Genomic DNA, 22,373 nt, shown 5'->3' on the forward strand with positions numbered 1-22,373 from the left:
CTTTCGGATTATTAAAAGGCGTGTTGCTTCAGTTATCCGAATATCGGGTGGCTTTATTGGATGAAGACATTAGTCAAGCTGATGCGATATTCGTCCACCTCACTAACTATGTGTTTTGGAGCCAGCGAGAAGCATGGTTGAGCTACAGCTTGTACCGTTCGCCTGAGCAAGAAAATCAATATCTACTGAGTTACATCAGTGCGTTAGATCGACAGAAGCAGTTATTAGAGACCTTTTTCCAATCAGATACGAGCTCTCCAAGTATTAGGCAACTTCTTAATACAGTTTCCCAAGATGGGTTTCAAGACAAGTTCGCAACACGAATCCTCGAAGGAGAACTTTCATCACCCGAAGCGTATGAACACTTAAAAAATCTAGAGTTCAAAAAGCGAGCCATTTCTCAAGCGATCAGTGCTTACACCAAGCAATTGCAGTTTGATTTAACAAACAACATTGCGTTGCAGAAAAGACAAACTTTAGTGATCTCGTTCTTGATCCTTGCTGTTTCGGGTGTGTTGTTGTGGTTGGGAGCCATGATCTCAATCCGCTTGAACAAAAACCTATCAATGATCTTGAAGGGCGTTTCAGAATGCGCTGGTAACGATGGCAAGCCGAACGCCATAAAAATCGAGGGCAATGACGAACTCGCAGAGTTTACTGAAACTTTAAATAGGGTGATGGAATGCACCTACCAACGTAATCAAGAGCTTATTGAAGCCAAAGAAGCTGCCGTGTCGGCTAATAAGGCGAAAAGTGCATTCCTCGCCAATATGTCTCATGAGATCCGAACTCCCCTAAATGGGATCATTGGTATGGCGGAGATTTTATCGCAGAGTAAGCTAAGTCCTAACCAACAAGAGGTGCTTGGAGATATTGAGTCGTCATCGCACTCATTACTGGTGCTGCTGAATGACATTCTCGACTTGTCTAAGATTGAGTCGGGTAACCTTATGCTCTCTCCACACAATGCTGACTTACGTGAAGCCGTCTATGACTCAGTGAGCGTGATTTTATCTAAGGCGATCAGTAAAGACATTGAGCTCGATGTAAACATTGATTCTCAAACACCACCGCAACTGTTCTTCGATGAGTATCGTGTTAGGCAGGTGCTGACGAATTTATTGTCGAATGCCATCAAGTTCACCTCCAACGGTACCATTACAACGGACATCGCCTATACACCAATGTCGATGGGGAGAGGCAAACTCGAGTGCAGTGTTTCGGATACAGGCATTGGTATTGAATTAGAGAAGCTAGGGTCCATCTTTGAGCCCTTCACTCAAGAGGATGGCAGTATCACGCGTCAGTTTGGTGGCACAGGGCTTGGGTTAGCAATCTGTAGGCAGCTTGTCGACTTAATGGGTGGATACATCACTGCCCGTTCAGTAAAAGGGGAAGGCTCTACCTTTACGTTTTGTCTGTATGTCGATGTAGTCGAGACGCAAGTTCAAAGCTTTGAAAATTTAAATCGTGCGACGATCATTTCTAACTCTTTTTACTATCTTGATCAACTAGTCAAAGAGTGTGAGCACCTCAATATAAAACCTAAGGTGGTGGGAGCGATATCGTCACTAGATAAAGAGATCAAAGAGAGCGACTTTGTACTGTATTGTCATACCTTACATCACTCATTGCAGAGTGATTTAGCGGCGTTGAAAGAACAGTACCCGTTAGACCGCGTGATTGTTTGTCAGCACCACTTATTCAAAACCAATCTGATTACAGAGTCCGTTCATTCAACTCATACACTGCCATTCTTGGGACGACGTTTCTTGAATAGTCTATTGTCACTTGATGCGAATGAAGAGCCAGTACCCGAAGCCAAATTAGAAAAAGAAGAAGTGCGTCCTCTGAATCGACGTATCTTTATTGTCGAAGATAACTTGATGAATCAGAAGATAGCGAGCTTCTTTCTTGAACAAGCAGGCTACGAGTATCTAATTGCTAGTAATGGACAAGAGGCGGTTGATGTTATTACTCAGGGTGCGCAATTTGATGCCGTGTTGATGGATTGCATGATGCCAGTCATGGATGGGATAACTGCGACCAGAGCAATCCGACAGTGGGAGATTGAGCAACAAACGACACCACTGCCAATTATTGCTTTAACTGCAAGTGTGTTAGAAGAAGACATCAAAGGTTGCTTTGATGCAGGCATGAATGCGTATTTACCCAAGCCTTATAAATCTCACCAACTCTACGACTTATTTAGCAGCCTTGATATTGCCTAACTGATAACTGACTTAAAGCTCAACAAGGCTGTTGAGCTTTTTTCCATCGTTGGAACAAAGTTTAGTGCTTTTTAACGGACTTCCATTCCTAAATTGTATTGAGCAAGGCAGCGCCCGACATAACTAATTTTGACGAAAGCCGCCACAATGATGTTGCTGATGTGCGCCACGATCTGAACCGGTAATGAGAAATGATCCGCCATTGGGTAAGCGATAATTATGCTGAGTAGCATAAGCAAAGTGGTAATCGCTAGGCTGAAGTTAGATACAGAAAGTAGTATTTGAAAGCGTTGAGTCATCGTCTTCATATTAAATTCCTAGTTACTATTAGTTCTTTTGATACTTAACTAGAAGCAATTAGTATTCCAATTTATAATGCCTTATTTATCAATTGCTTGTATTTAAACCGTGGTTATTTGGTGTCAAAAAGACATGGTTATTTAGTGAGTCTTTTTGACTTTGTAGTGTTTTTTACCATTGTCTGAAGCCACAGGTATCGATGTGGAAACGAACACCTGAATACAAACCCAGGCCAACGTTATTTTTCTGGCCAAACTCAGCATGAATTTTCTTGAGCTTTACATGCAGTTGTTCGCGAGTAATGTCATTGGCTGGGACTAAATCCAATGCGCAAAATTCTAAGTGTTTGCTTCGCAGTGCACCGCCAGCTTGTTGGTTATAAAGTTGAGTTCTTTCACCAGATACAGGAATCACCACACCGATTTCAGGCTCAATGTATTGTTGAATATATTTCAGTGTATTGATCATATTCGGCACGTTCTTCTTATCAGGAAGAGTAAACAAGGTGGTGTTATTCATCGCCCAGTCTGTTCCTTGTAATAGCACCAGGTGCAAGGGCATGCTTTGGGTTATGCCAGCATCTTTGAGCTGCTGTCCAATTTCTCTTACTTTGTCTTCAGCGTGATTAAGTAGCATCCAGCCTCGAAATGCCGAGCGAGTTGGAACTTTGTAGCCATGAACGTCGACCACGAGATCGTCATAAGTGATTTCGGTATGCTCGGTGTAAAGCCTTTCGAACTCTTGTGGATAGGGTTGAGTTGATGACAGCGCTAAGGTGATCAAAATGGCTGAGTACATAAGGTGACTCCATTTCTTACGTTGGCCTATTAATGATATTTAAATCATTAAATACGTAAACGTAAGTATAGACACTGGAATTTAGGTACAAAAAAACCCACTACAAAGAGTGGGTTACTAAATAAGTCATTCAACTTTGTAAGATTACTTCTTACCTTGGATTTGCTTGTCTTCTTCTGTCAGCTCACGGATACGACGGCTGATATCGCGACGAGCTTTAGAAATCTCTGCGCTCTTGATGATGTGGTCATCAACACGATCTTCGTAGTCAGCTTTCATGTTTTTGATGATGCTTAGAATCTCATCGTGAGTCATCTCTGGTTTGATGTAATCAAGTAGGTTATCAAGTAGGTCGACACGCTTACGGTTGTCACGAACTTTCTTTTCGTTGTCTAGCAGTTCACGCTTAAGTTTGTTCTTACGTCGTGCTTGGTTAACAATTTCAAATACGCTGCTCATAGATTCCATTTCCTATTCGTCAAATACGTTATCTGGTTTTGATTAAAGCACATCAATTGATGATGTAACAGTCTTTAGATCAAAGCAAAAGTAAGGTTGTTCAATTATTCGACACTCTCGCCGATGTGTGATTGTTTTTATCTCGCCGTTCAAGTTAGTATCCCATTTAGATACTGCATTAATACGAAATGTGAAATGAATCAACAACAATTGGAAACCGAAGATTCAGGAGATAAAGCGACTGAACCTTCAGCAGAGCAAAACAAGCTTCGTGATGCGTATGTAAAAGAGCGTACCTATTTGGAAGTCGTGGAAATAGAGCTAAACCGTTCTAAGATCATAATGATTGATGAACAAGGTAGAAAGAAACGAGTACCAATTTTGTCTGAGCACTAGTCCTAGGTGACTGCATTGTTTAGCGCTGAGACGGAATCACCAAAATAATAAAAAGGAATAACGATGAACATAGTACTTTCCCCAATTGAAGCGAGAATCATTGGCTGCTTGATCGAGAAAGAAGTGACAACTCCCGATCATTATCCACTTACGTTGAACAGTCTGACCACAGCCTGTAATCAAAAAAGCAACCGTGAGCCTGTTCTCTCGTTGTCTGAATCAGAAGTATTAGATGCCGTTGATGGCTTGATTGCTCGCCGCATGGTGAGTGATGAAAGTAGTTTTAATAGTCGTGTTAATAAGTACCAGCATCGCTTCTGCAATACTGAGTTTGGTGACCTGCAATTTACAGAACAACAGCGCGCGATCATCTGTTGTATGTTACTGCGTGGTCCACAAACACCGGGCGAACTACGTACGAGGACAGGGCGCTTAGCGAATTTCACTGATGTAAAAGAGGTGGAAGCAACGCTCGAAAAGCTAGCGACCCGTGAAGCTGGCGCCTTGGTTGTTAAACTACCGCGTGAAGCAGGTAAGCGTGAGTCACGTTATCAGCATTTACTCAGCGGTGAAGTCGATGTTGAAGCGTTTGCGACGGCATCTGCAGGTGTGGCAGCACCGTCAGCATCGAGTGAGAAGCTGGAAGAGCTAGAGTCTGAAGTTGCAAGCCTAAGAGCTGAAGTAGCCGAGTTGAAAGCTCTGGTTGAATCTCTATTGTAGATGTCTGAATCTGAGAACAAGGCGGATTGGGTCGTGTACCTGATCCGCAATCGTCATAACGCTTTGTATTGTGGTGTCACCAACAATCTACAACGCCGTTTTGAGCAGCACCAAACTGGCAAAGGTGCCAAAGCCCTAAAAGGCAAGGGGCCGCTTAAGTTAGTTTGGAGTATGGAGACTCAGTCGAAAAGTGAGGCGCTGAAAACCGAATACGCGATCAAACAATTACCTAAGTTACGTAAAGAAAAGTTAGTATCACTTAAACTTATCATTGAGTGGCAAGACGACAACATTCAATATATCGAAGTCTCATAATTCATACCTAAAATGGTTATTACTGATAAAGTCGTAATAAAAACTCCGAGATTTTTTATTAACTCTATGATTTTAAATTGAAAAATGTAAAATTCGGAAGGCGTTTTTAGCCACGTGACACTAAAGCTTTTCCATAACCGCTTTCATTTGATATATCACTCATTTGGAATGTCGTTCTAATTACTTCTAGCCGCTATCATTTATCCTCGTTGTCCTACATAATATCTTTCAGCCACTCAAAGAGATGGCGTCATGCTAGGTTAAAAAATGAGCCAAAGTAGCTCATGTAAAACGAGAAAAATATGAAACGTTTATTGATGTTGTTTGGAATAGCCGTATTTTCTGCGTCCGCTCTCTCCCATGGAACTCATGTCCTTAACGGATATTGGGAGTACCAAGATTACCTTTCTAACTTTCCTGAACAAAAAGCCTTAACCGATAAAATGGTTCAGGCTGTGCAAAATCCCCCAGTTCCACTGAAACGATCCCGGGAGGAACCGATAACGATTTCTGTCGTGTATCCGGGACAACAAATCTCTGATTATTGGGTTCGCAACATCCAAGCGTTTGAAAAGCGACTTGATAAGCTGAGAATTAATTATCAAATCAACCAAGTATTTACGAGAGTGAATGCGGATCTCGCGCAACAAAGTATCTCGTTACAAGAAGCGATAGAAAATAAAACCGATTATTTGATCTTTACGCTAGATACGACACGCCACCGTAAATTTATTGAGCACGTATTGAGCTCTACAGAAACCAAACTTATTCTGCAGAACATTACTACGCCAGTCCGTGCATGGGCTGATAGACAACCCTTCATGTATGTTGGTTTTGACCATGCAACGGGCAGCTTAAAATTAGCGAATTACTTCAAAGAAGTCAGCAAACCGAACAGCAAATACTCGGTTCTGTATCGCTCAGAAGGTTATATTAGTGATGCCCGTGGTGATATTTTCATTCACGATGTAAACAGTGATACGAACTTTGATTTAAAATCCTCTTTCTATACAAGATCGGACAAAGAGAGCGGTTACCGAGCGGCTAAAATCAGCATAGAGAACGATAAAGACCTAGACTTTATTTATGCATGTGCAACCGATGTTGCTTTAGGTGCAGCGGATGCGATTCGAGAATCGGGTCGAGATATCTTAGTTAATGGTTGGGGCGGCGGCTCTGCTGAGCTTGAAGCGATTGAAAGAGGTGACCTTGATGTCACTGTCATGCGAATGAACGACGATACGGGTATCGCAATGGCAGAAGCCATTAAGTGGGACCTTGCTGGGGAAGCCGTTCCTACTGTTTACTCTGGTGATTTTGAAATCGTGACTAAAGAAGACTCCCCAGAACGCATTTCTGAACTGAAACAGCGAGCATTTAGATATTCAGGTCAATAATGAAGAAAAGCTACGCCAGTACACCTAGGAACACATTAGCTAAGCTTATTACGCGTATCATTATCTTAGTGATAGGCGTGATGGCACTTGGCGTGCTTATTCATAATTATGAAACCAGCAGTAACATTGTAAAACAAGAGACTAATCGAACGGTTCAACAGACGTCGAGTCTGATTCAAAACATGTTCGATTATCGCTTGTCTGTCTTACAAATTCACCAAGACAGTAGCTCACACAGTGACACTCTACGTGAGTATTTTGCTACTGGTGACGAAGAGCTGTTGAACTACTTCTTCTTTGGTGTAGATCAGCGAGAGCCCGATCATGCTCCTGATCTACGCTTTGTCTCAACACATGATGGAGTAGTGTGGGAAGATGGCAACGCTCAGTTTTATGGATTAGACAGAAATAACCTAGAGTATATTTCTGATGAGGTCTCTTTTAGCAACAACTGGCACTTTATCGAGGTAATGACCGAGATTGGCAAGCGTCACTTGTTGGCTCGCCGAACCCCCATTGTTGACAGTAAAACAGGCGAAGTTCTCGGCCAACTTTATATTGCCATCGTACTCGACAACAATTTCTCTCTCGCAGAGTCCATACAGCAGGGCAGTAACTGTGAGAATATCGTAATTGAGGCGCATGGAACGCCGGTGACCTCGACGTTCAGCGGCGATGAGACGTATACGATAAAGGATATTCTTGAATATAAAATTTATGAGCAGTTGCCTCGTCATTTCGTCACAGTGGCGACAATCAAGATCAACGCTGTAGAGACTCCACTGGTTATTCGTGCGGTACAAAAGAATACCAATTTTATCGCGTTAGAAGAAAACTATGAGCGCGCCATCATCGTTGTTGTGGTCGTGATTGTGTTTATGTACTTCTTCGCTCGTACTTGGATTCAAAGAAGAGTGGCTGCAGAGCTTGATAAGTTGATGCACTTTACCCGCTCAGCGAGTGATAGTGAAGAGTTTAACAAGTTCGATGGGTCGAATATTTTCGAGTTTCATCATATTGGCTGCACACTGGAAGACACCTTTGAACGCTTGTCCGAGCAAAATCAAAAATTCCAAGATCTCTTTAACTTTGCACATTCACCGATTTTGGTTTGGTCTGAAAAAGGCGATTTAATTCAGATGAACCCAGCGGCTCGTATGGCGTTGTTTGATGAAGATGATAATTACGGTGCCGTTGCCCATGAGTTTGAACTACGTATGCTACCGAATGTCCAAATGGTGGTTCAGGGTGCAAAGCTCACAGGAATTAACGTACCGATTGGTGAGAAGGTGTTCCGTTGGAACATGTCGGCTATCGGGGTTGAGCACGGCATCACGGGGGTTGTGGTTCAAGGGCAAGATATTACTAAGTTGGTGGAAGCTGAAAGGCAAGCGGATAGAGCGAGAGAAGAGGCAGAGCATCTTGCCAACGTTCGAGCTGATTTCTTGGCGAAGATGAGTCACGAGATCCGAACACCACTCAATGGTATCTTAGGCGTATCTCAGCTTCTTAAACGCTCTATGCACAATGAAGATAATAAAGAGCAGGTCGATGTACTTTGTAACAGTGCAGAACACTTGCTAGCGGTATTGAACGACATTTTGGATTTCTCAAAGATCGAGCAAGGGCAATTCAATATTCAAAAGAAAGACTTCCGCTTGGCGGAGTTGATTAATACTCTAGACAGCATCTACCGTCCACTTTGTGAGGAAAAATCGATCACATTCACGATAGTAAATCACCTCGCTGACGACTTGGAGATCAACACAGACCAAGTGCGCTTAAATCAAATTATGTTTAATTTGCTGAGTAATGCACTTAAGTTTACCCATCAAGGTGGCATCTCAGTCCGCTTCGAGCTTGAAAGTATTTTCAATACCAATAAAGCCAGTTTGATCGTACGAGTGCAAGATACCGGTATTGGTATTGACGGGAGTAAAATTGACGCTGTTTTTGAGCCTTTTGTCCAAGCCGAAGAGACGACAACACGTGAATATGGCGGGACCGGATTGGGCTTGACGATCGTTAAGAACTTAGTCGATATGCTCGAAGGAGATATCCAAGTTCGCAGTGTGATGGATCAAGGCTCGGAGTTCATCATAGAAATTCCAGTAGAGTTAAATTCTAAGCCGTTATTTGATGTTACACAACAAGCTGGGGGGGGGGCTGAGGCTTTATTTGACCGTGCTTTGAATGTACTGCTGGTGGAAGATAATCACACTAACGCTTTTATCGCGCAGGCTTTTTGTAAGAAGTATGGCATGGTGGTTACGTGGGCTAAGGATGGTTTAGAGGCAATTGAGATGGCAAAAGCGACCACTTATGACCTCATCCTTATGGATAATCAACTTCCAAACCTAGGCGGTGTTGAGACGACACAACAGCTGCGAGAGGAGATTGGCTTATCTGCACCAATTTATGCATGTACTGCCGATGCTCAGGAGTCTACAAGAGATAGTTTTATGGCTGCTGGCGCGAACTATGTGATTGTTAAGCCGATAAAAGAAGAGTCATTACACCAAGCTTTTGTTCATTTCAAAAACTCATATTGGGATGAAAACAGACTCTAGTTTTTCTTAATCTCTTTGAATGCAGGACAGCGCTAAGCTAAGTGGTGTCAGTACTGCACTCTGAGCATATGCGAACAACTATACAAAGCCAACAACGAAAGCTTGTTCTAACAGTAATGTTTTAAGCTCGTCACTCATATGTAGGTGTTCAGGGAACTGAATACCCAGCAGCAAGCCTTGCCCTTGTCTTCTTTTACTCACCACTTTATAAACTAACTCACTATCCAAATGTTCACTCAAGACCGAGTCAACTTTGATCTTCCAGCCAACATCAATATCGGATTGTTGCGTAATATAGACGCCACAACCTGAAACTTAGAAATCAACCAATATGGCGTCTAGCGTCTAGCGTCTAGCATCAAGGTATCAAAGGAAACTTCGCAGTTAAGGCGCACTTTGTACATTTCGTGCTCCCGGATTGGTTTCGTTGCAAAGTTAGTTGGCGGACGAAGAAATAGGAGATGTGCAGGGGAAGTGATATGAGCTAGTACATTCGTTTTGAACGCAACGATGTGAGTAAGTTCCGTGTCTGTAATCGCTCGAACGATAAGATCCACGTTGATGAGCTTTGTTAACGTCAGTGCCTCGGTCGCTTTTTGTGACAGCTCTAAGATGAGGTACTGCTCTTCTTAGTGCCAAATATATAGAGTACTGATCGAAATTGACTCATCGGGCCAAACTCTAAGAAACCTGCTGTTTTTGTACCGGGTTTAAGGTATCTAAACAGTTCTAAGTTCTTATCTTTATGCATGTTCTTCAATAAAAATGTTAACCATCTGTTGAATAATATAACGTCCAATAGAACTATATCATTGCTTTTATTAAGGATATGAAGATGTCTAAGTAAAAAAAGTGGAAATGGTTTATCGCTCAAGCAACGGCTTACTCTGAACAAAAAACGCGTTACACTGCTATCTATAATTTAGTTAAAGGAAAAAGAGCAAATGGAGCTAGAAACCTTGTTAAACACCCTGTCTGAATCACCTGAAAGTGTTCAATTTGAAGATACAATGCAGGTAATTGATGCTTATTATGATTTTTCTGAGTGCGGATTTCGTAATGGAAATCTGGTGAATGAGGCTGGGCAGAACAATGGCTCATGCAAAATTTTTGCCTTCGGCCAAGATCAAGGGCTTTCAGCAGAGCAAACACTAGCGTGCTTTGGTCATTACTACCGTAATGATGTACTAGCTTTTCCAGAGAACACTGATCACCAGAACATCCGAAACTTTATGGTTCATGGCTGGAGTGGGGTTGAATTCTTCCAGCCGGCGTTGGTCTTAAAGTCCAAGTAAATAGGTTTCAATGGCGAAGTAAATACGTATTTAAACATTAAGACCATGAAGCGAGATGAGCTTATCTCGCTTCTTTCTTAGATCTTTCAATACCGACAGGCTACTGAATTGGTAATTCAGACAAGCATTTACGACATATACATACTCCAACTTTGGGTATAGAGCTCGTGTCTCTTTTCTCTAGCTCAAAGCACCAGCAGGTCTTTTTACCTGCGCTAATATCGCACTGAGCAGGCTCGTTACATTGCGGGCATTGGTGGGTAGAGCTAACACCGCTAAGGTTATTCATCACAGACTCTTTTTCACTCTCAGATAAGCCTTTCCAACCTATAATTTCGTCCATGGTTCTGAAGCAGCCGCTACACATGCCACCATTATTTCTACAAGCCGCTCGGCAAGGTGTTTTCATCTATCGGACCCTTGATTTGTTTGCGCTGAAATGTAACACACTTGTTTCTGTTTTAAGAGGAAACTCGCTAAAAATTGACTCTGAAAATAGTAAATGACCTCGTAATTGAAAGGCTTTTCATGTAGCATCCCGCCCCTTTTGTTGAGTGGAGGATATTATGTTTATTGGATTTGATTATGGAACAGCAAACTGTTCTGTGGCTGCAATGGTCAATGGAGAACCAAGCTTGTTACCGTTAGAAGGTAGCAACCACTATATTCCCTCAACCGTATTTGCTCCTACTCGTGAGAGTGTATCTGAACATCTATTTCGCCACCTGAACATCAAACCGAGCGATGCTGTCGGTGAGCAAGTGCTACGACGTGCAATTGCCCTCAACCGCGAAGAGAGTATCGACCTTGTGCCAGAAGACATGGCATTTGGTCAGGCAGCGTTAGATCTCTACTTAGAAGATCCGCGTGATGTCTATTATGTTAAGTCTCCTAAGTCTTTCCTAGGCGCAAGTGGGCTACATGACGTTCAGGTTAGTTTCTTTGAAGATCTTGTATGCGCAATGATGGCGAACATCAAGCAGCAAGCTGAGCTCACTACTCAAGAACAAATCAAACAAGCGGTTATTGGTCGACCAATTAACTTCCATGGTCGCGGCGGTGAAGAGGCAAATAGACAAGCTGAAGCTATCTTGTCTCGCGCCGCGAAGCGTGCAGGCTTCCTAGATATTGCATTTCAATTTGAACCCGTAGCTGCTGGCCTAGACTATGAAAGCACTCTGACTGAAAACCAAACGGTATTGGTTGTTGATATCGGTGGTGGTACGACCGACTGTTCTTTATTAGAAATGGGCCCGAGTTGGTCTGGAAAAGCGGATCGTAGCCAAAGTTTATTAGCACACAGTGGTCAAAGGGTAGGGGGTAATGACTTAGATATTTACCTGGCCTTCAAACAACTGATGTCACCTTTTGGCATGAGCAGCAAAGCCATTTCCGGTATTGATATGCCATTGACCCAATTCTGGAATCCAATAGCCATCAATAATGTGGAAGCTCAAAAGAATTTTTACTCTCGAGAAAACCTTGCAGCACTGAAGTTACTTCGTAAAGAAGCTGCTGAACCACAGAAGCTAGACCGTTTACTTAAGGTTTATCACGATACCTTGGGTTACGGCATTGTACGCAGAGCCGAAGAAGCTAAGATCGCGTTGGCGGAATCTTCAGAGTATCGCGCAGCGATGAATGTTGCCTCCGAGTTGATCGAAGTCGATATCTCAGTTGAACAGATGGTCGATGCTATCGATACGCCAAAGTCTAAGATGATTGAGCTGGTTAAAGAGGCCATTCAACAAGGCGAAAAGAAACCAGATGTTATCTATATGACGGGGGGGTCTGCACGTTCACCTATCCTTCGAGAAGCGGTTCAACAAGCCGTACCGAATGTGCCTATTGTGAGTGGCAACTATTTTGGTTCCGTAACGGCGGGTTTAGCTCGTTGGGCTGAGGTATGTTTCAAATAATAGTGAAATAACACGTCATAAAGGGCAACTGATCTCTGATTAGTTGCCTTTTTTTGTATTCGAAAAGGCCAAATTAGCTAACGAAGTAGCAGCCCGGAATCTAAAGTCGAAATTAGTTCAGGAAACTAAATGTTTCGAACGGATTTTGGATGTTACAAAATGTTTCAGTTTTGGGGTGGTGTGATGTATTGGTCTGAGGAGTGGTTTTGGTGCTTTGATTTTTAATGCTATTTTAGTGATTTAAAAAGCAATAATAAGTTTCGTTTTTTGTAAACAAAACACAATAGTAATTTGTTGTTTTTAAGTTAAGTGTATGTTTTTTATTGAGTTTTTGTTTTTTTTATAGTATTGCTTTATTTATTTTATATATTTTAATGCAACTTTTTTGTCATTCATCGATTAGGGTTTGCCTACTTGTTAAATGCAGGTAACAGCTTCTCCGTAAGTACGAAGTTGTTAGTGAATAACTCACCCAGCTACAAATGGATATTACAATGAATAAGAAACTTTTAGCGCTAGCGATTTCTGGTGCAGTATTTGGTACACAGGCAGTTGCAGTAGAACTTTACAACGAAGACGGCACAACATTCTCAGTTGGCGGCCACGTTTCAGTAAACCTAAACGGTTCAGAGAACGGCGATACAGATGTAGGTGCTAACTCACCACGTATCAACTTTAACGCTACTCAAGAATTGGGCAACGGCTTTACTGCTGACGCTAAAGGCGAATGGGCACTTAACTACCTTGAAGGTGGTGAAGAGACGTTTACAACTCGTCTAGGTTACGTTGGTGTTACTCACGACGACTTTGGCCGTGCAGTAGTGGGCACTCAATGGGCTCCTTACTATGATGTAGCGGGCGTTGCGGATATGCCAATCGCATTCGCGAACGATTTCATCTACGACAACCACGGTGCTCTTGGTACTGGCCGTGCGGACAAAATGGTTTCTTACCGCAATGGTTTTGAACTAGGTGAAGCGGGTAAAGTTACTATTGGTCTAGGTTGGCAGGGTACTCAAACTGTTTCTGACATTTACTCAGTAACTGACTCGGATGCTACAGGTATTACTGATGAATCCTACACATACGGTTTGAACACTGAAGTTAAGGATCGTACTCAAGTAACTCTAGGTTACGAGATCATGGGTGCTAAGCTTGGTTACGGTTACAACACCGGCGATATCAAAACAATGGCTCAGACTGAGACTGCATCATCTCACGTATTCTCTGCAGCATACGGTTCGTACGGTCAAGGTCTTTACCTAGCAGGTGTTTACGCTTCTAATGAATACATGAACTCAATTTCTGATTCAGTAACTGCTGGTGACATCAAAACAACTGCTACAGTTCTTCTTGCTGAAAGTGACGCATACGAGCTATTAGCAGCCTACGCACTAGACAACAGCCTAAACTTCATCATCAACTACGAGATGGTTGAAGGTCGTGTAATTAAAGGCGATTCAAAAGAAACAGCTCGTGAAGAACTAGCTCTTCAAACTGAGTACAACTTCACTCATAAGTTCGTTGGTTACGCTGGTTACCAGTTCGACCTAAATGACCACAACGGTCGTAACACTGATGATAAGTGGACTATCGGTGGTCGTTACTACCTATAAGTCCCAGACTGATTTAGCATAGTGTTTACTCCTTAGGTTTACCTTTTAGGATACTGTCCTAGACACCATGCTAAGCCCTCTCAAACCTTTTGGTTGGAGAGGGCTTTTTTCGTTTTGAGTTGCAATTCCATAATGCAGTCAACTCCCGATAAAAACCGCCCAATGAGCGAATTGAGCTAAAGATCAGAATTTAGATATCAGTAGCCAGCTTGTCGAAGATTCTCTCTTTGGGATGAGGTAAACTCTGCATTCCAAAAATAGTTCAGGGATAAACTATGAGCAGCGTTGTAGATCAGGAAAAGTTAATGAATTCGAAACGAACAGCGACACCGACGAAAGTACTGTGTGTTGGGCGTAACTATGTCGATCATATTGAAGAACTTAACAACGCGATCCCAGACGCTATGGTGGTGTTCAATAAGCCCTGTACTAGCGTAACTTCTTCTCTCTCTTCTTTTCATCAGGAAGCCCTGCACTATGAAGCAGAAATTTGCTTCATCGTTGAAAACGGTCAATATTCAGCAGTAGGTTTAGGGTTAGATCTGACTAAGCGTGAGCTGCAAAGTAGCTTGAAAGCGAAAGGCTTGCCTTGGGAGCGCGCTAAAGCGTTTGATGGTTCTGCCGTTCTTAGCCGCTTTGTTCCAATAAAAAACTTGGATCTCGCAGACTTAAATCTAGAGCTGTTTATTAACTGTGTTCGAGTTCAGAAAGGACACGTTGATCAGATGCTATATGCTCCACAAACAATCCTCGAAGAGCTCTCTTCTTACACGACCTTGCTGGATGGTGATGTAGTGATGACGGGCACTCCTAAAGGCGTTGGAGAAGTTCACCGAGGTGATATTTTCCTAGGTCGCCTTAAGTGTGGTGAGACAACATTGATAGAGATCCAGTGGGTCGCGAGTTAATTATTGTTATCGGTTTAGTTAATAATTTGGCTTAATTTTATGATGTTGGTTTTTAATTCGATATTTTAGCTACGGTACAACTGATTGCATCTGGAAGGGTGTTGGTAATTAATATAAAATTCGCCTCCATTTTTATCAATGCTAAACCCTATGATCGATTTAACCATTTTGCCTGTTTACTTGACTGCCGTCGTCGCTCTTCTTCTTTTACCTGGTCCTGATATGTTGCTGATTGCTAGCTCAAGTATGAGTTATGGTCGCAAGGTTGGTGTATTTGCGAGCTTAGGTAACGCGACGTCAGGGATCATTCTTACCGTTTTAGCGGCGATGGGCGTATCTGCATTAATCGCAATGAGCCCTGTTGCTTTGAAGGCTCTCCACCTATTAGGTGGTACATACTTGCTAAAAATGGGGTGGGACTGTTTACGAACAGAGCAGGGCAATGCGCCTGAACTAACTGATAATTTCGCTGCAAAGGCTTACTACCAAAGAGCGCTGATCAGTAACCTGCTTAATCCTAAAGCCTTGGTATTCTTTGTGATGTTTTTACCTCAGTTCGTGTCGACAAATATTGAGGCGACATCGGGCGAGCAGATGTTGGTGCTCGGCTTATTACTGAATGTTCTAGGCTTAACGTTCAATTTCTTGCTTGTGGCATTGGTAGGTACCATCGGTAAGTCACTGGTAGAGAATGCTAAGTTTCGTACCTATCAACAGAAAGTGATGGGTGGCGTATTTGTTGTATTAGCGGTTTGGATGCTGTCTTCTTTCTTCACTTCATAAGCACCAACCAAACCCTATTAATTGCAATCAAATGTTTAAAGAAAAATGGACGCTTAGCGCGCCCATTTTTTGTTCTAGATGATTCATTGTGAATGTGCTGATCCGCTAAGAGTTCAGTTCTTTCTGGTGCTGTTCGATGAGTTTATCCATATATTCTTCGCCTCGCTGACGAGTATCGTGATAGGTTTCTGTCCCCTCAAATTTTGTCACGGCCTCGTAATAAACCTTAACCTTTGGTTCTGTGCCCGAAGGGCGGACGATAATGCGAGAACCATCTTTGAGATGATAGATAAGCACGTCACTCGCAGGGAGGTTTATCGCCTCTGTTGCACCACCTGTAATGAAGCGTAGTGAAGACTGAAGATCTTCAATCACAGTTATCGCGATGCCATTGATTGTTTTTGGTTGTGCTGCGCGAAGTTTAGCGCCAATTGAAGGTGAATCTGGGTCCAGCGCGATACTGCGTTGTGCATTGGTATGAACACCATGTTCAAAAGAAATCTGAGCCAGAAGATCCCACACTGTTCGGCCTTGAGATTTTAACTCTTCGACCAATTGTGCAAAAACGACAATGGCTGACAAACCATCTTTATCTCGGACTTGAGTACCAATCGTGTAGCCTAGCGCCTCCTCATAGGCGAATAGGAATTCGTTCTGTTCATCTTCCAACTGCATGCCAATGTTAGCCAACCATTTGAACCCGGTCAGAGTTTGGAAGTAGGTAGCACCGTGAGAGTTAGCGACTTTCTCAAGCAGGGTCGACGATACGATACTGTTACCGACTAATTGATTCTTAGTGTGCGGCTTTGACAGTAAGTAATGTGCGAATAGCACACCTACTTGGTCACCTGTTAACATTTTGTATGAATCGTCATTTGTTCTCACTGCAACCGCAAATCGGTCCGCATCAGGGTCATTAGCACAAGCAATATCTGCATCGACGCTTTTTGCTAGATTAACCACAAGATCCATTGCCCCTTTTTCTTCTGGGTTAGGGAAGTTCACTGTCGGGAAGTGGCCATCAGGCTCTCTTTGCTCTGCAACGCTAAAAACCTTGTGGAAACCCGAATCGTGGAGAAGATTTTCTGCCATCTGCGCGCCGACGCCATGCATTGCTGTGTAAGCGATGATGGTATTAGCTGATTCGATGTCGTTCTTTACAAATGGGCTTTGGTTGATCGCCGCGCGGTAGGTTTGATAGTAATCCTCGGTGAGCCACACTAACTTGCCTTGCGTTTCCGCATCACTGAGGCTCATCAAAGGGATAGGCTTAGTTGCTGCTGAGTCAATTTCAGCAGCAATACCAGCATCATGAGGCGGTATAATTTGCGCGCCATTTTCCCAGTATACCTTGAAGCCATTATATTCAGGTGGGTTGTGACTAGCAGTTACCACAACTGCAGCTGCTGCATTGAAATGCTCGATACCAAACGCAACGATAGGGGTCGCAGCTACATTTGATGTTAGATAAACCTTGATGCCTAAAGCCGTCAGTACTGAAGCGGTATCAATAGCGAATTGCTTTGAATCTAATCGGCCATCATAGCCTACAACGACACCTCTCATGGTCGCGTTTTCCACATGTTCAATTAGATAGTGACCGAGCCCAGTTGCGGTTTCTTGAATGACTAAGCGGTTCATTCTGTTTGGGCCACAACCTACTTTGCCTCGAAGACCCGCTGTTCCAAATTCTAATCGCTGCGTAAAGCGGTCTTCTAATTCGTCATGCATCCCCTGATCGATGAGGTGTTGTAGCTCTTCACGAGTTCTTGGATCTGGGTCTCTCGCTAACCAATTCATAGCATTTTGCATAATTACTGAACCTTTTAATGTCGGTATGACTTACTGTTGGGATTAATTTAAGTGATATTGATTATCATTTCCATGAAAGCAATCGTAAAAATTGATTTAAATAAAATCCAACGGCAAAGACATGTCGGCTAAGCCATTCAAAATAATTGACTATCTTGTAAGCAAACTTACCTTGAACAATTGGATATCACTAACTAGCCTTTTACATAAATATAACAAAATTGAACAACTTCGCCGTTTTTGAATCTTTCGTTGAAACCTCGGGACTTTGCGAGACGTATAAGTCGACAATTAAGACAGGAGTGTTCAGCCCTTGAAGGCTGTGCCGACGTGAGTAGTAGATTGAGATTCAGCCTTTTCATGCGAAGCCGGTACAGCAATGAGTGTTGTTGGGTTCGCTCCGACGTTTTGGTCGTATGTATCCAATTAGGAAGGACAAGGAGAGATCTTTTGAAAAGATTACTGGTTAGGCTAGGGTGGCTGTTGAATAGTTTTGTTGTGCTATTGGCATCAGTCTCGGCGAATGCGAACAGTGAATACAACATGACCCAAGGTGTGACAGAGATAAGTGGACAAGTCTACGATCTCCACATGCTGATCTTCTACATCTGTTGTGCAATCGCCTTTGTGGTTTTCGGGGTGATGTTTTATTCGATTCTAAGGCACCGAAAGTCGAAGGGCGCGGTAGCTGCTCATTTTCATGAGAGTACCAAAGTCGAAATCCTCTGGACCGTTATCCCTATCATTATTCTCATCGCTATGGCGATTCCCGCTACTAAAACTTTGATAGCGATGGAAGACACTTCCCAATCCGAACTTACCGTTAAGATCACTGGTTCACAATGGAAATGGCACTACAGTTATTTCGGTGAAGATGTTGAGTTCTTCAGTTTGCTAGCAACCAGCGACAAAGAAATTGAAGGTATTGAAGTAAAAGGGGAGCACTATTTGTTGGAGGTTGATAAACCACTTGTGCTGCCCATAGACCGTAAAGTACGGTTCTTAATGACCTCTGACGATGTGATTCACTCTTGGTGGGTTCCGGCTTTTGCTGTTAAGAAAGACACCATTCCGGGATTTATTAACGAAGCGTGGACCAAAATTGATGAACCAGGCGTTTACCGAGGACAGTGTGCAGAGCTCTGTGGTCGTGCTCACGGCTTCATGCCGATAGTAGTGCATGCCATGGCAGAAGATGAGTTTGATGCATGGTTAGCAGAACAGAAAGAGCTAACGATTGCTGCAAAACAAGCGGCGCAAGATGCATTAGACGCGTCACTTTCGCTGGAAGAGTTGAACACCTCTGGTAAAGAGGTATACAAAACTCGATGCGCGGTTTGTCACCAAGCTAACGGTGAAGGGATCCCTGGAGCGTTTCCTGCGATCAAAGGCAGCCCAGTTGCTCTTGGAGATGTGGATGTTCATATCGACACTATTGTTTATGGTCGAGGAGGCACGGCAATGCAAGCCTTCGACAATCAGTTAACAGAAAAAGAGATTGCAGCAGTCGTAACCTACCAACGAAATGCTTGGGGGAACGATACTGGCGATGTGGTTCAAGCTTCAGATGTTAATGCCTATAAGGTTAAACAATCGAGTGGAGCGGAAGGCTCTGCGGATGAAGCACAAAGTGATGCTAAGGAGCAGCTATGAGTTCACCAATTGAAAAGCCGGTGAAATCGGCGCCTGCAGAAGGTCAGGCTCTAAGTCATACTTTAGACGGTACCTTAGACAGCCATGATTTACCTATGGATAATCACGATTCCCATGCTGATCCCAAAGGGTGGGCGCGTTGGTTGTATTCAACCAATCATAAAGACATCGGTACGCTATATTTGTGGTTTAGTTTCGCCATGTTCCTAACTGGCGGTGCGATGGCTATGGTGATCCGTGCGGAGCTATTCCAACCGGGTTTGCAGCTTGTTGAGCCTGATTTCTTTAACCAAATGACCACAGTCCATGGCTTGATCATGGTATTCGGCGCGGTAATGCCTGCATTTACAGGGCTCGCTAACTGGATGATCCCTATGATGATCGGCGCGCCAGATATGGCGTTACCTCGAATGAACAACCTCAGTTTCTGGATTCTACCTTTCGCCTTCCTAATTTTGATTGGATCTTTGTTTACTGAAGGGGGCGGCCCGAGTTTTGGCTGGACATTCTACGCGCCGCTCTCAACGACGTATGGGCCAGATAGCACTGCGTTGTTTGTCTTCTCTGTTCACATTATGGGTATCAGTTCGATCATGGGCGCGATCAACGTCATCGTGACTATCGTGAACATGAGAGCTCCAGGTATGACTTGGTTTAAATTGCCAATGTTTGTTTGGACTTGGTTAATCACAGCTTTCTTGCTGATAGCCGTGATGCCCGTTCTCGCTGGGGCGGTGACCATGGTGTTGACCGATAAGTACTTTGGGACGAGCTTCTTCGATGCGGCTGGTGGTGGTGACCCCGTCATGTTCCAGCACATATTCTGGTTCTTTGGTCACCCTGAAGTGTACATCATGATCTTGCCATCCTTTGGTATTGTTTCAGCAATCATTCCTGCCTTTAGTGGTAAGCGTTTATTTGGTTACCATTCCATGGTGTACGCGACCTGTAGTATCGCAATCTTGTCTTTCCTAGTTTGGGCACACCACATGTTCACCACGGGGATGCCCGTATTTGCAGAGCTGTTCTTCATGTATTGCACCATGTTGATTGCAGTGCCCACTGGGGTAAAAGTCTTTAACTGGGTCGCAACCATGTGGCGAGGCGCATTGACTTTCGAAACCCCAATGCTGTTCACCATTGCCTTTATTGTTTTGTTTACGATAGGTGGCTTGTCTGGATTGATGTTGGCTATTGTTCCTGCAGATTTCCAATACCATGACACCTATTTTGTAGTGGCTCACTTCCACTATGTTCTGGTGACTGGTGCCGTGTTCTCGATAATGGCCGCCGCCTATTATTGGTTGCCTAAGTGGACAGGACATATGTACGACCACAAGCTCAGTCTTTGGCATTTCTGGACGTCAGTAATCTCAGTGAATGTTCTATTCTTCCCTATGCACTTCCTAGGTTTAGCGGGGATGCCACGTCGTATTCCAGACTACGCTATCCAGTTCGCTGACGTTAACCAAGTGGTGTCGATAGGGGGCTTCGCCTTTGGATTATCTCAATTGATTTTCTTGTGGTTGGTTATTAAGTGTGTAAGAGGTGGTGAGCCAGCATCAAGCAAGCCATGGGAACGTGCTGAAGGGCTAGAATGGACGGTACCAAGTCCTGCACCTCATCATACCTTTACTTATCCACCTAAAATCGATTAGAGGGGTGAGCTATGAGTGACAAGCAAAGCGATCTATATAAAAACCAACCAAAGCGGTCAACAAAGAAGCTGACGGGGTACTTAGTATTTAGTGTTGTGGCGATGTTTGGTTTCGGTTTCGCTTTGGTACCGCTTTACGATGTGATGTGCGAGGCTTTGGGTATTAATGGCAAAACCAATACGGTGTCAGCGGTTGAGCCGCGTGGGATGCAGCCTGACTATTCTCGCACCGTTCGTGTGGAGTTTATGTCGCACATCAAACCTGATATGCCCTGGCAGTTTGTTCCTGAAGAGCGTGTGTTAGAGGTTCACCCCGGAGAGGTGATCCAAACGAACTATATAGCCAAAAATTTATCAGGAAACTCTCTAGTGGGACAAGCTGTGCCTTCAGTATCCCCGGGGATGGGGGCGACTTACTTCAATAAGATGGAGTGTTTCTGCTTTAACCAGCAACCATTAGATGGACATAAAAGTGCTGAAATGGGATTGATATTTTATATAGAGCCGGATATTCCAGAATCGATTCATACACTGACGCTCTCTTATACGCTGTTTAACATTACGAGTGAAGTGGTCGGGGAATCAAGTAGTGCTGAGCACAATGTAATCGCGAGTAACTAGGAACCAGAATCAACATAAGGAGTTGAGCGATGAGTTCTAAAAAGGAAGTTTATTTCGTTCCACATCAAAGCCATTGGCCATTAGTCGGTGCCGTTGCGCTGTTTCTTGTTGCCGTTGGAGCTGGTTTAACCGTGCAAAACATGGGTACTGATGCCGCTGGTGGTGTGTTCGGTAAGGCTGTGCTGTTTGTTGGGTTTGCGGTGTTGTTGTACATGCTTGCTGGGTGGTTTAGCAATGTGATAACGGAATCCTTGAGCGGCCTCTATTCTGAGCAAATATCCCGCTCTTTCAGGCAAGGCATGAGTTGGTTCATCTTTTCTGAAATCATGTTCTTCGGTGCTTTCTTTGGCGCTCTGTTCTATGCTCGTATGATTTCTGTCCCATGGATTGGCGGGGCGGGCAACAATGCAATGACTCACGAAGTGTTGTGGCCAATGTTCCAATCAATGTGGCCGCTGACCACGACACCGGATGGTGTAACAACACAAGCTATGCCGTGGCAAGGTATTCCTCTTAAGAACACTATAATCCTATTACTCTCTTCTATCACGCTACATATGGCGCATTTAAGCCTCGAACAAAACAAGCGTATGGCGTTAATCGTTTGGTTAGAGATCACTATCGTTCTTGCTGGGTTCTTCTTATTTTTCCAAGTTGAAGAGTATATCCATGCTTACCAAGATATGGGCCTGACCCTTCAATCGGGAATCTATGGCAACACCTTCTTCTTACTGACGGGTTTCCATGGTTTACATGTCTGCTTAGGGACGATCTTTTTAATCGTACTGTTGGCTAGGGTTGCCAAAGATCATTTTACACCCAAAGACCATTTTGCATTCCAAGCTGGCAGCTGGTATTGGCACTTTGTTGATGTGGTTTGGTTAGGATTATTCGTGTTTGTTTACGTCCTTTAGCGAAGCGAC

General features: G+C 43.5%; 20 protein-coding genes and 1 pseudogene. 15 read left to right on the forward strand and 6 right to left on the reverse strand.

What is annotated here, in order from left to right:
• Window positions 1-2,231 (forward strand): ATP-binding protein (locus ACTRWI_RS16625; RefSeq protein ID WP_499132924.1); only part of this gene is annotated, 2,231 nt, incomplete at its 5' end.
• Window positions 2,232-2,302: 71 nt separating this feature from the next.
• Here the strand turns inward: ACTRWI_RS16625 and ACTRWI_RS16630 are convergent.
• The 3 genes from ACTRWI_RS16630 to ACTRWI_RS16640 form a co-directional block, all read right to left on the reverse strand.
• Window positions 2,303-2,539, reverse strand: a complete 237-nt coding sequence (locus tag ACTRWI_RS16630) for a hypothetical protein (RefSeq protein WP_499132926.1) — start codon at window positions 2,537-2,539, stop codon at window positions 2,303-2,305.
• A gap of 163 nt (window positions 2,540-2,702) precedes the next feature.
• Window positions 2,703-3,329 (reverse strand): D-Ala-D-Ala carboxypeptidase family metallohydrolase, encoded by a 627-nt coding sequence (locus ACTRWI_RS16635; protein WP_499132927.1) that lies wholly within the window; start codon window positions 3,327-3,329, stop codon window positions 2,703-2,705.
• Window positions 3,330-3,473: 144 nt separating this feature from the next.
• Complete coding sequence (locus ACTRWI_RS16640) at window positions 3,474-3,788, reverse strand: DUF496 family protein (protein ID WP_086712581.1); 315 nt, start codon at window positions 3,786-3,788, stop codon at window positions 3,474-3,476.
• A gap of 195 nt (window positions 3,789-3,983) precedes the next feature.
• Between ACTRWI_RS16640 and ACTRWI_RS16645 the strand changes: the two genes are divergently transcribed.
• The 5 genes from ACTRWI_RS16645 to luxQ all read left to right on the forward strand — a co-directional run bounded on the left by ACTRWI_RS16645 (window position 3,984) and on the right by luxQ (window position 9,186).
• On the forward strand, window positions 3,984-4,184 hold the full coding sequence (locus tag ACTRWI_RS16645; protein WP_063523833.1) for a hypothetical protein: 201 nt from the start codon (window positions 3,984-3,986) through the stop codon (window positions 4,182-4,184).
• 63 nt (window positions 4,185-4,247) lie between these two features.
• A complete protein-coding gene (locus tag ACTRWI_RS16650) occupies window positions 4,248-4,904 on the forward strand; it encodes a YceH family protein (RefSeq protein ID WP_499132929.1) in 657 nt (218 codons plus the stop codon).
• Window positions 4,905-5,219, forward strand: a complete 315-nt coding sequence (locus ACTRWI_RS16655; protein ID WP_102425585.1) for a GIY-YIG nuclease family protein — start codon at window positions 4,905-4,907, stop codon at window positions 5,217-5,219. It abuts the gene before it with no gap.
• Window positions 5,220-5,521: 302 nt separating this feature from the next.
• Window positions 5,522-6,616 (forward strand): autoinducer 2-binding periplasmic protein LuxP, encoded by a 1,095-nt coding sequence (locus ACTRWI_RS16660; protein WP_499132931.1) that lies wholly within the window; start codon window positions 5,522-5,524, stop codon window positions 6,614-6,616.
• Complete coding sequence (luxQ, locus tag ACTRWI_RS16665; protein ID WP_499132932.1) at window positions 6,616-9,186, forward strand: quorum-sensing autoinducer 2 sensor kinase/phosphatase LuxQ; 2,571 nt, start codon at window positions 6,616-6,618, stop codon at window positions 9,184-9,186. The genes ACTRWI_RS16660 and luxQ overlap by 1 nt, the downstream gene beginning before the upstream one ends.
• Before the next feature lie 78 nt (window positions 9,187-9,264).
• Here the strand turns inward: luxQ and ACTRWI_RS16670 are convergent, their stop codons facing one another.
• On the reverse strand, window positions 9,265-9,426 hold the full coding sequence (locus tag ACTRWI_RS16670) for a hypothetical protein (protein ID WP_499132934.1): 162 nt from the start codon (window positions 9,424-9,426) through the stop codon (window positions 9,265-9,267).
• Window positions 9,427-10,130: 704 nt separating this feature from the next.
• Between ACTRWI_RS16670 and ACTRWI_RS16675 the strand changes: the two genes are divergently transcribed.
• Window positions 10,131-10,481 (forward strand): HopJ type III effector protein, encoded by a 351-nt coding sequence (locus ACTRWI_RS16675; RefSeq protein ID WP_499132936.1) that lies wholly within the window; start codon window positions 10,131-10,133, stop codon window positions 10,479-10,481.
• A gap of 100 nt (window positions 10,482-10,581) precedes the next feature.
• Here the strand turns inward: ACTRWI_RS16675 and ACTRWI_RS16680 are convergent, their stop codons facing one another.
• Entirely contained in the window at window positions 10,582-10,890 is a 309-nt protein-coding gene (locus tag ACTRWI_RS16680) for a DUF1289 domain-containing protein (RefSeq protein ID WP_499132937.1), read from the reverse strand.
• A 157-nt stretch (window positions 10,891-11,047) separates the two neighbouring features.
• On the opposite strand from ACTRWI_RS16680, the gene yegD reads away from it, so the two are divergent.
• The 4 genes from yegD to ACTRWI_RS16700 all read left to right on the forward strand — a co-directional run bounded on the left by yegD (window position 11,048) and on the right by ACTRWI_RS16700 (window position 15,707).
• Window positions 11,048-12,400, forward strand: a complete 1,353-nt coding sequence (gene yegD / locus ACTRWI_RS16685) for a molecular chaperone (RefSeq protein WP_499132938.1) — start codon at window positions 11,048-11,050, stop codon at window positions 12,398-12,400.
• Window positions 12,401-12,894: 494 nt separating this feature from the next.
• On the forward strand, window positions 12,895-14,016 hold the full coding sequence (locus ACTRWI_RS16690; protein ID WP_499132939.1) for a porin: 1,122 nt from the start codon (window positions 12,895-12,897) through the stop codon (window positions 14,014-14,016).
• A 305-nt stretch (window positions 14,017-14,321) separates the two neighbouring features.
• Window positions 14,322-14,924 carry a fumarylacetoacetate hydrolase family protein gene (locus ACTRWI_RS16695; RefSeq protein WP_499132940.1) on the forward strand — a complete coding sequence of 201 codons (603 nt, stop codon included), beginning with the start codon at window positions 14,322-14,324 and terminating at the stop codon, window positions 14,922-14,924.
• Window positions 14,925-15,074: 150 nt separating this feature from the next.
• A complete protein-coding gene (locus ACTRWI_RS16700) occupies window positions 15,075-15,707 on the forward strand; it encodes a LysE family translocator (RefSeq protein WP_499132942.1) in 633 nt (210 codons plus the stop codon).
• A 105-nt stretch (window positions 15,708-15,812) separates the two neighbouring features.
• Here ACTRWI_RS16700 and ACTRWI_RS16705 read toward each other — a convergent pair whose 3' ends face one another.
• A complete protein-coding gene (locus ACTRWI_RS16705; protein ID WP_499132944.1) occupies window positions 15,813-17,519 on the reverse strand; it encodes a phospho-sugar mutase in 1,707 nt (568 codons plus the stop codon).
• Window positions 17,520-17,969: 450 nt separating this feature from the next.
• Between ACTRWI_RS16705 and coxB the strand changes: the two are divergent.
• From coxB to ACTRWI_RS16725, 4 genes and pseudogenes are all read left to right on the forward strand, one after another.
• Window positions 17,970-19,157 (forward strand): annotated as a pseudogene (coxB, locus tag ACTRWI_RS16710) (cytochrome c oxidase subunit II); the annotation flags it as partial.
• A 110-nt stretch (window positions 19,158-19,267) separates the two neighbouring features.
• On the forward strand, window positions 19,268-20,830 hold the full coding sequence (gene ctaD / locus ACTRWI_RS16715) for a cytochrome c oxidase subunit I (protein ID WP_499132955.1): 1,563 nt from the start codon (window positions 19,268-19,270) through the stop codon (window positions 20,828-20,830).
• Window positions 20,831-20,841: 11 nt separating this feature from the next.
• The gene (locus ACTRWI_RS16720; protein ID WP_499132946.1) at window positions 20,842-21,450 is read left to right on the forward strand and encodes a cytochrome c oxidase assembly protein; all 609 of its coding nucleotides are present in this window, start codon (window positions 20,842-20,844) and stop codon (window positions 21,448-21,450) included.
• A 29-nt stretch (window positions 21,451-21,479) separates the two neighbouring features.
• Window positions 21,480-22,364 carry a cytochrome c oxidase subunit 3 gene (locus ACTRWI_RS16725; RefSeq protein ID WP_004742385.1) on the forward strand — a complete coding sequence of 295 codons (885 nt, stop codon included), beginning with the start codon at window positions 21,480-21,482 and terminating at the stop codon, window positions 22,362-22,364.
• Window positions 22,365-22,373 lie beyond the last annotated feature (9 nt).

The organism is Pseudoalteromonas sp. G5_S1_14_S5, from assembly GCF_054968605.1.

What these genes read in the sequence shown, in the direction of transcription:
- ACTRWI_RS16630 (WP_499132926.1), bottom strand. Translation starts at nt 2,539, where the DNA reads ATGAAGACGATGACTCAACGCTTTCAAATACTACTTTCTGTATCTAAC.
- ACTRWI_RS16635 (WP_499132927.1), bottom strand. Translation starts at nt 3,329, where the DNA reads ATGTACTCAGCCATTTTGATCACCTTAGCGCTGTCATCAACTCAACCC.
- ACTRWI_RS16640 (WP_086712581.1), bottom strand. Translation starts at nt 3,788, where the DNA reads ATGAGCAGCGTATTTGAAATTGTTAACCAAGCACGACGTAAGAACAAA.
- ACTRWI_RS16645 (WP_063523833.1), top strand. Translation starts at nt 3,984, where the DNA reads ATGAATCAACAACAATTGGAAACCGAAGATTCAGGAGATAAAGCGACT.
- ACTRWI_RS16650 (WP_499132929.1), top strand. Translation starts at nt 4,248, where the DNA reads ATGAACATAGTACTTTCCCCAATTGAAGCGAGAATCATTGGCTGCTTG.
- ACTRWI_RS16655 (WP_102425585.1), top strand. Translation starts at nt 4,905, where the DNA reads ATGTCTGAATCTGAGAACAAGGCGGATTGGGTCGTGTACCTGATCCGC.
- ACTRWI_RS16660 (WP_499132931.1), top strand. Translation starts at nt 5,522, where the DNA reads ATGAAACGTTTATTGATGTTGTTTGGAATAGCCGTATTTTCTGCGTCC.
- luxQ (WP_499132932.1), top strand. Translation starts at nt 6,616, where the DNA reads ATGAAGAAAAGCTACGCCAGTACACCTAGGAACACATTAGCTAAGCTT.
- ACTRWI_RS16675 (WP_499132936.1), top strand. Translation starts at nt 10,131, where the DNA reads ATGGAGCTAGAAACCTTGTTAAACACCCTGTCTGAATCACCTGAAAGT.
- ACTRWI_RS16680 (WP_499132937.1), bottom strand. Translation starts at nt 10,890, where the DNA reads ATGAAAACACCTTGCCGAGCGGCTTGTAGAAATAATGGTGGCATGTGT.
- yegD (WP_499132938.1), top strand. Translation starts at nt 11,048, where the DNA reads ATGTTTATTGGATTTGATTATGGAACAGCAAACTGTTCTGTGGCTGCA.
- ACTRWI_RS16690 (WP_499132939.1), top strand. Translation starts at nt 12,895, where the DNA reads ATGAATAAGAAACTTTTAGCGCTAGCGATTTCTGGTGCAGTATTTGGT.
- ACTRWI_RS16695 (WP_499132940.1), top strand. Translation starts at nt 14,322, where the DNA reads ATGAATTCGAAACGAACAGCGACACCGACGAAAGTACTGTGTGTTGGG.
- ACTRWI_RS16700 (WP_499132942.1), top strand. Translation starts at nt 15,075, where the DNA reads ATGATCGATTTAACCATTTTGCCTGTTTACTTGACTGCCGTCGTCGCT.
- ACTRWI_RS16705 (WP_499132944.1), bottom strand. Translation starts at nt 17,519, where the DNA reads ATGCAAAATGCTATGAATTGGTTAGCGAGAGACCCAGATCCAAGAACT.
- ctaD (WP_499132955.1), top strand. Translation starts at nt 19,268, where the DNA reads ATGGATAATCACGATTCCCATGCTGATCCCAAAGGGTGGGCGCGTTGG.
- ACTRWI_RS16720 (WP_499132946.1), top strand. Translation starts at nt 20,842, where the DNA reads ATGAGTGACAAGCAAAGCGATCTATATAAAAACCAACCAAAGCGGTCA.
- ACTRWI_RS16725 (WP_004742385.1), top strand. Translation starts at nt 21,480, where the DNA reads ATGAGTTCTAAAAAGGAAGTTTATTTCGTTCCACATCAAAGCCATTGG.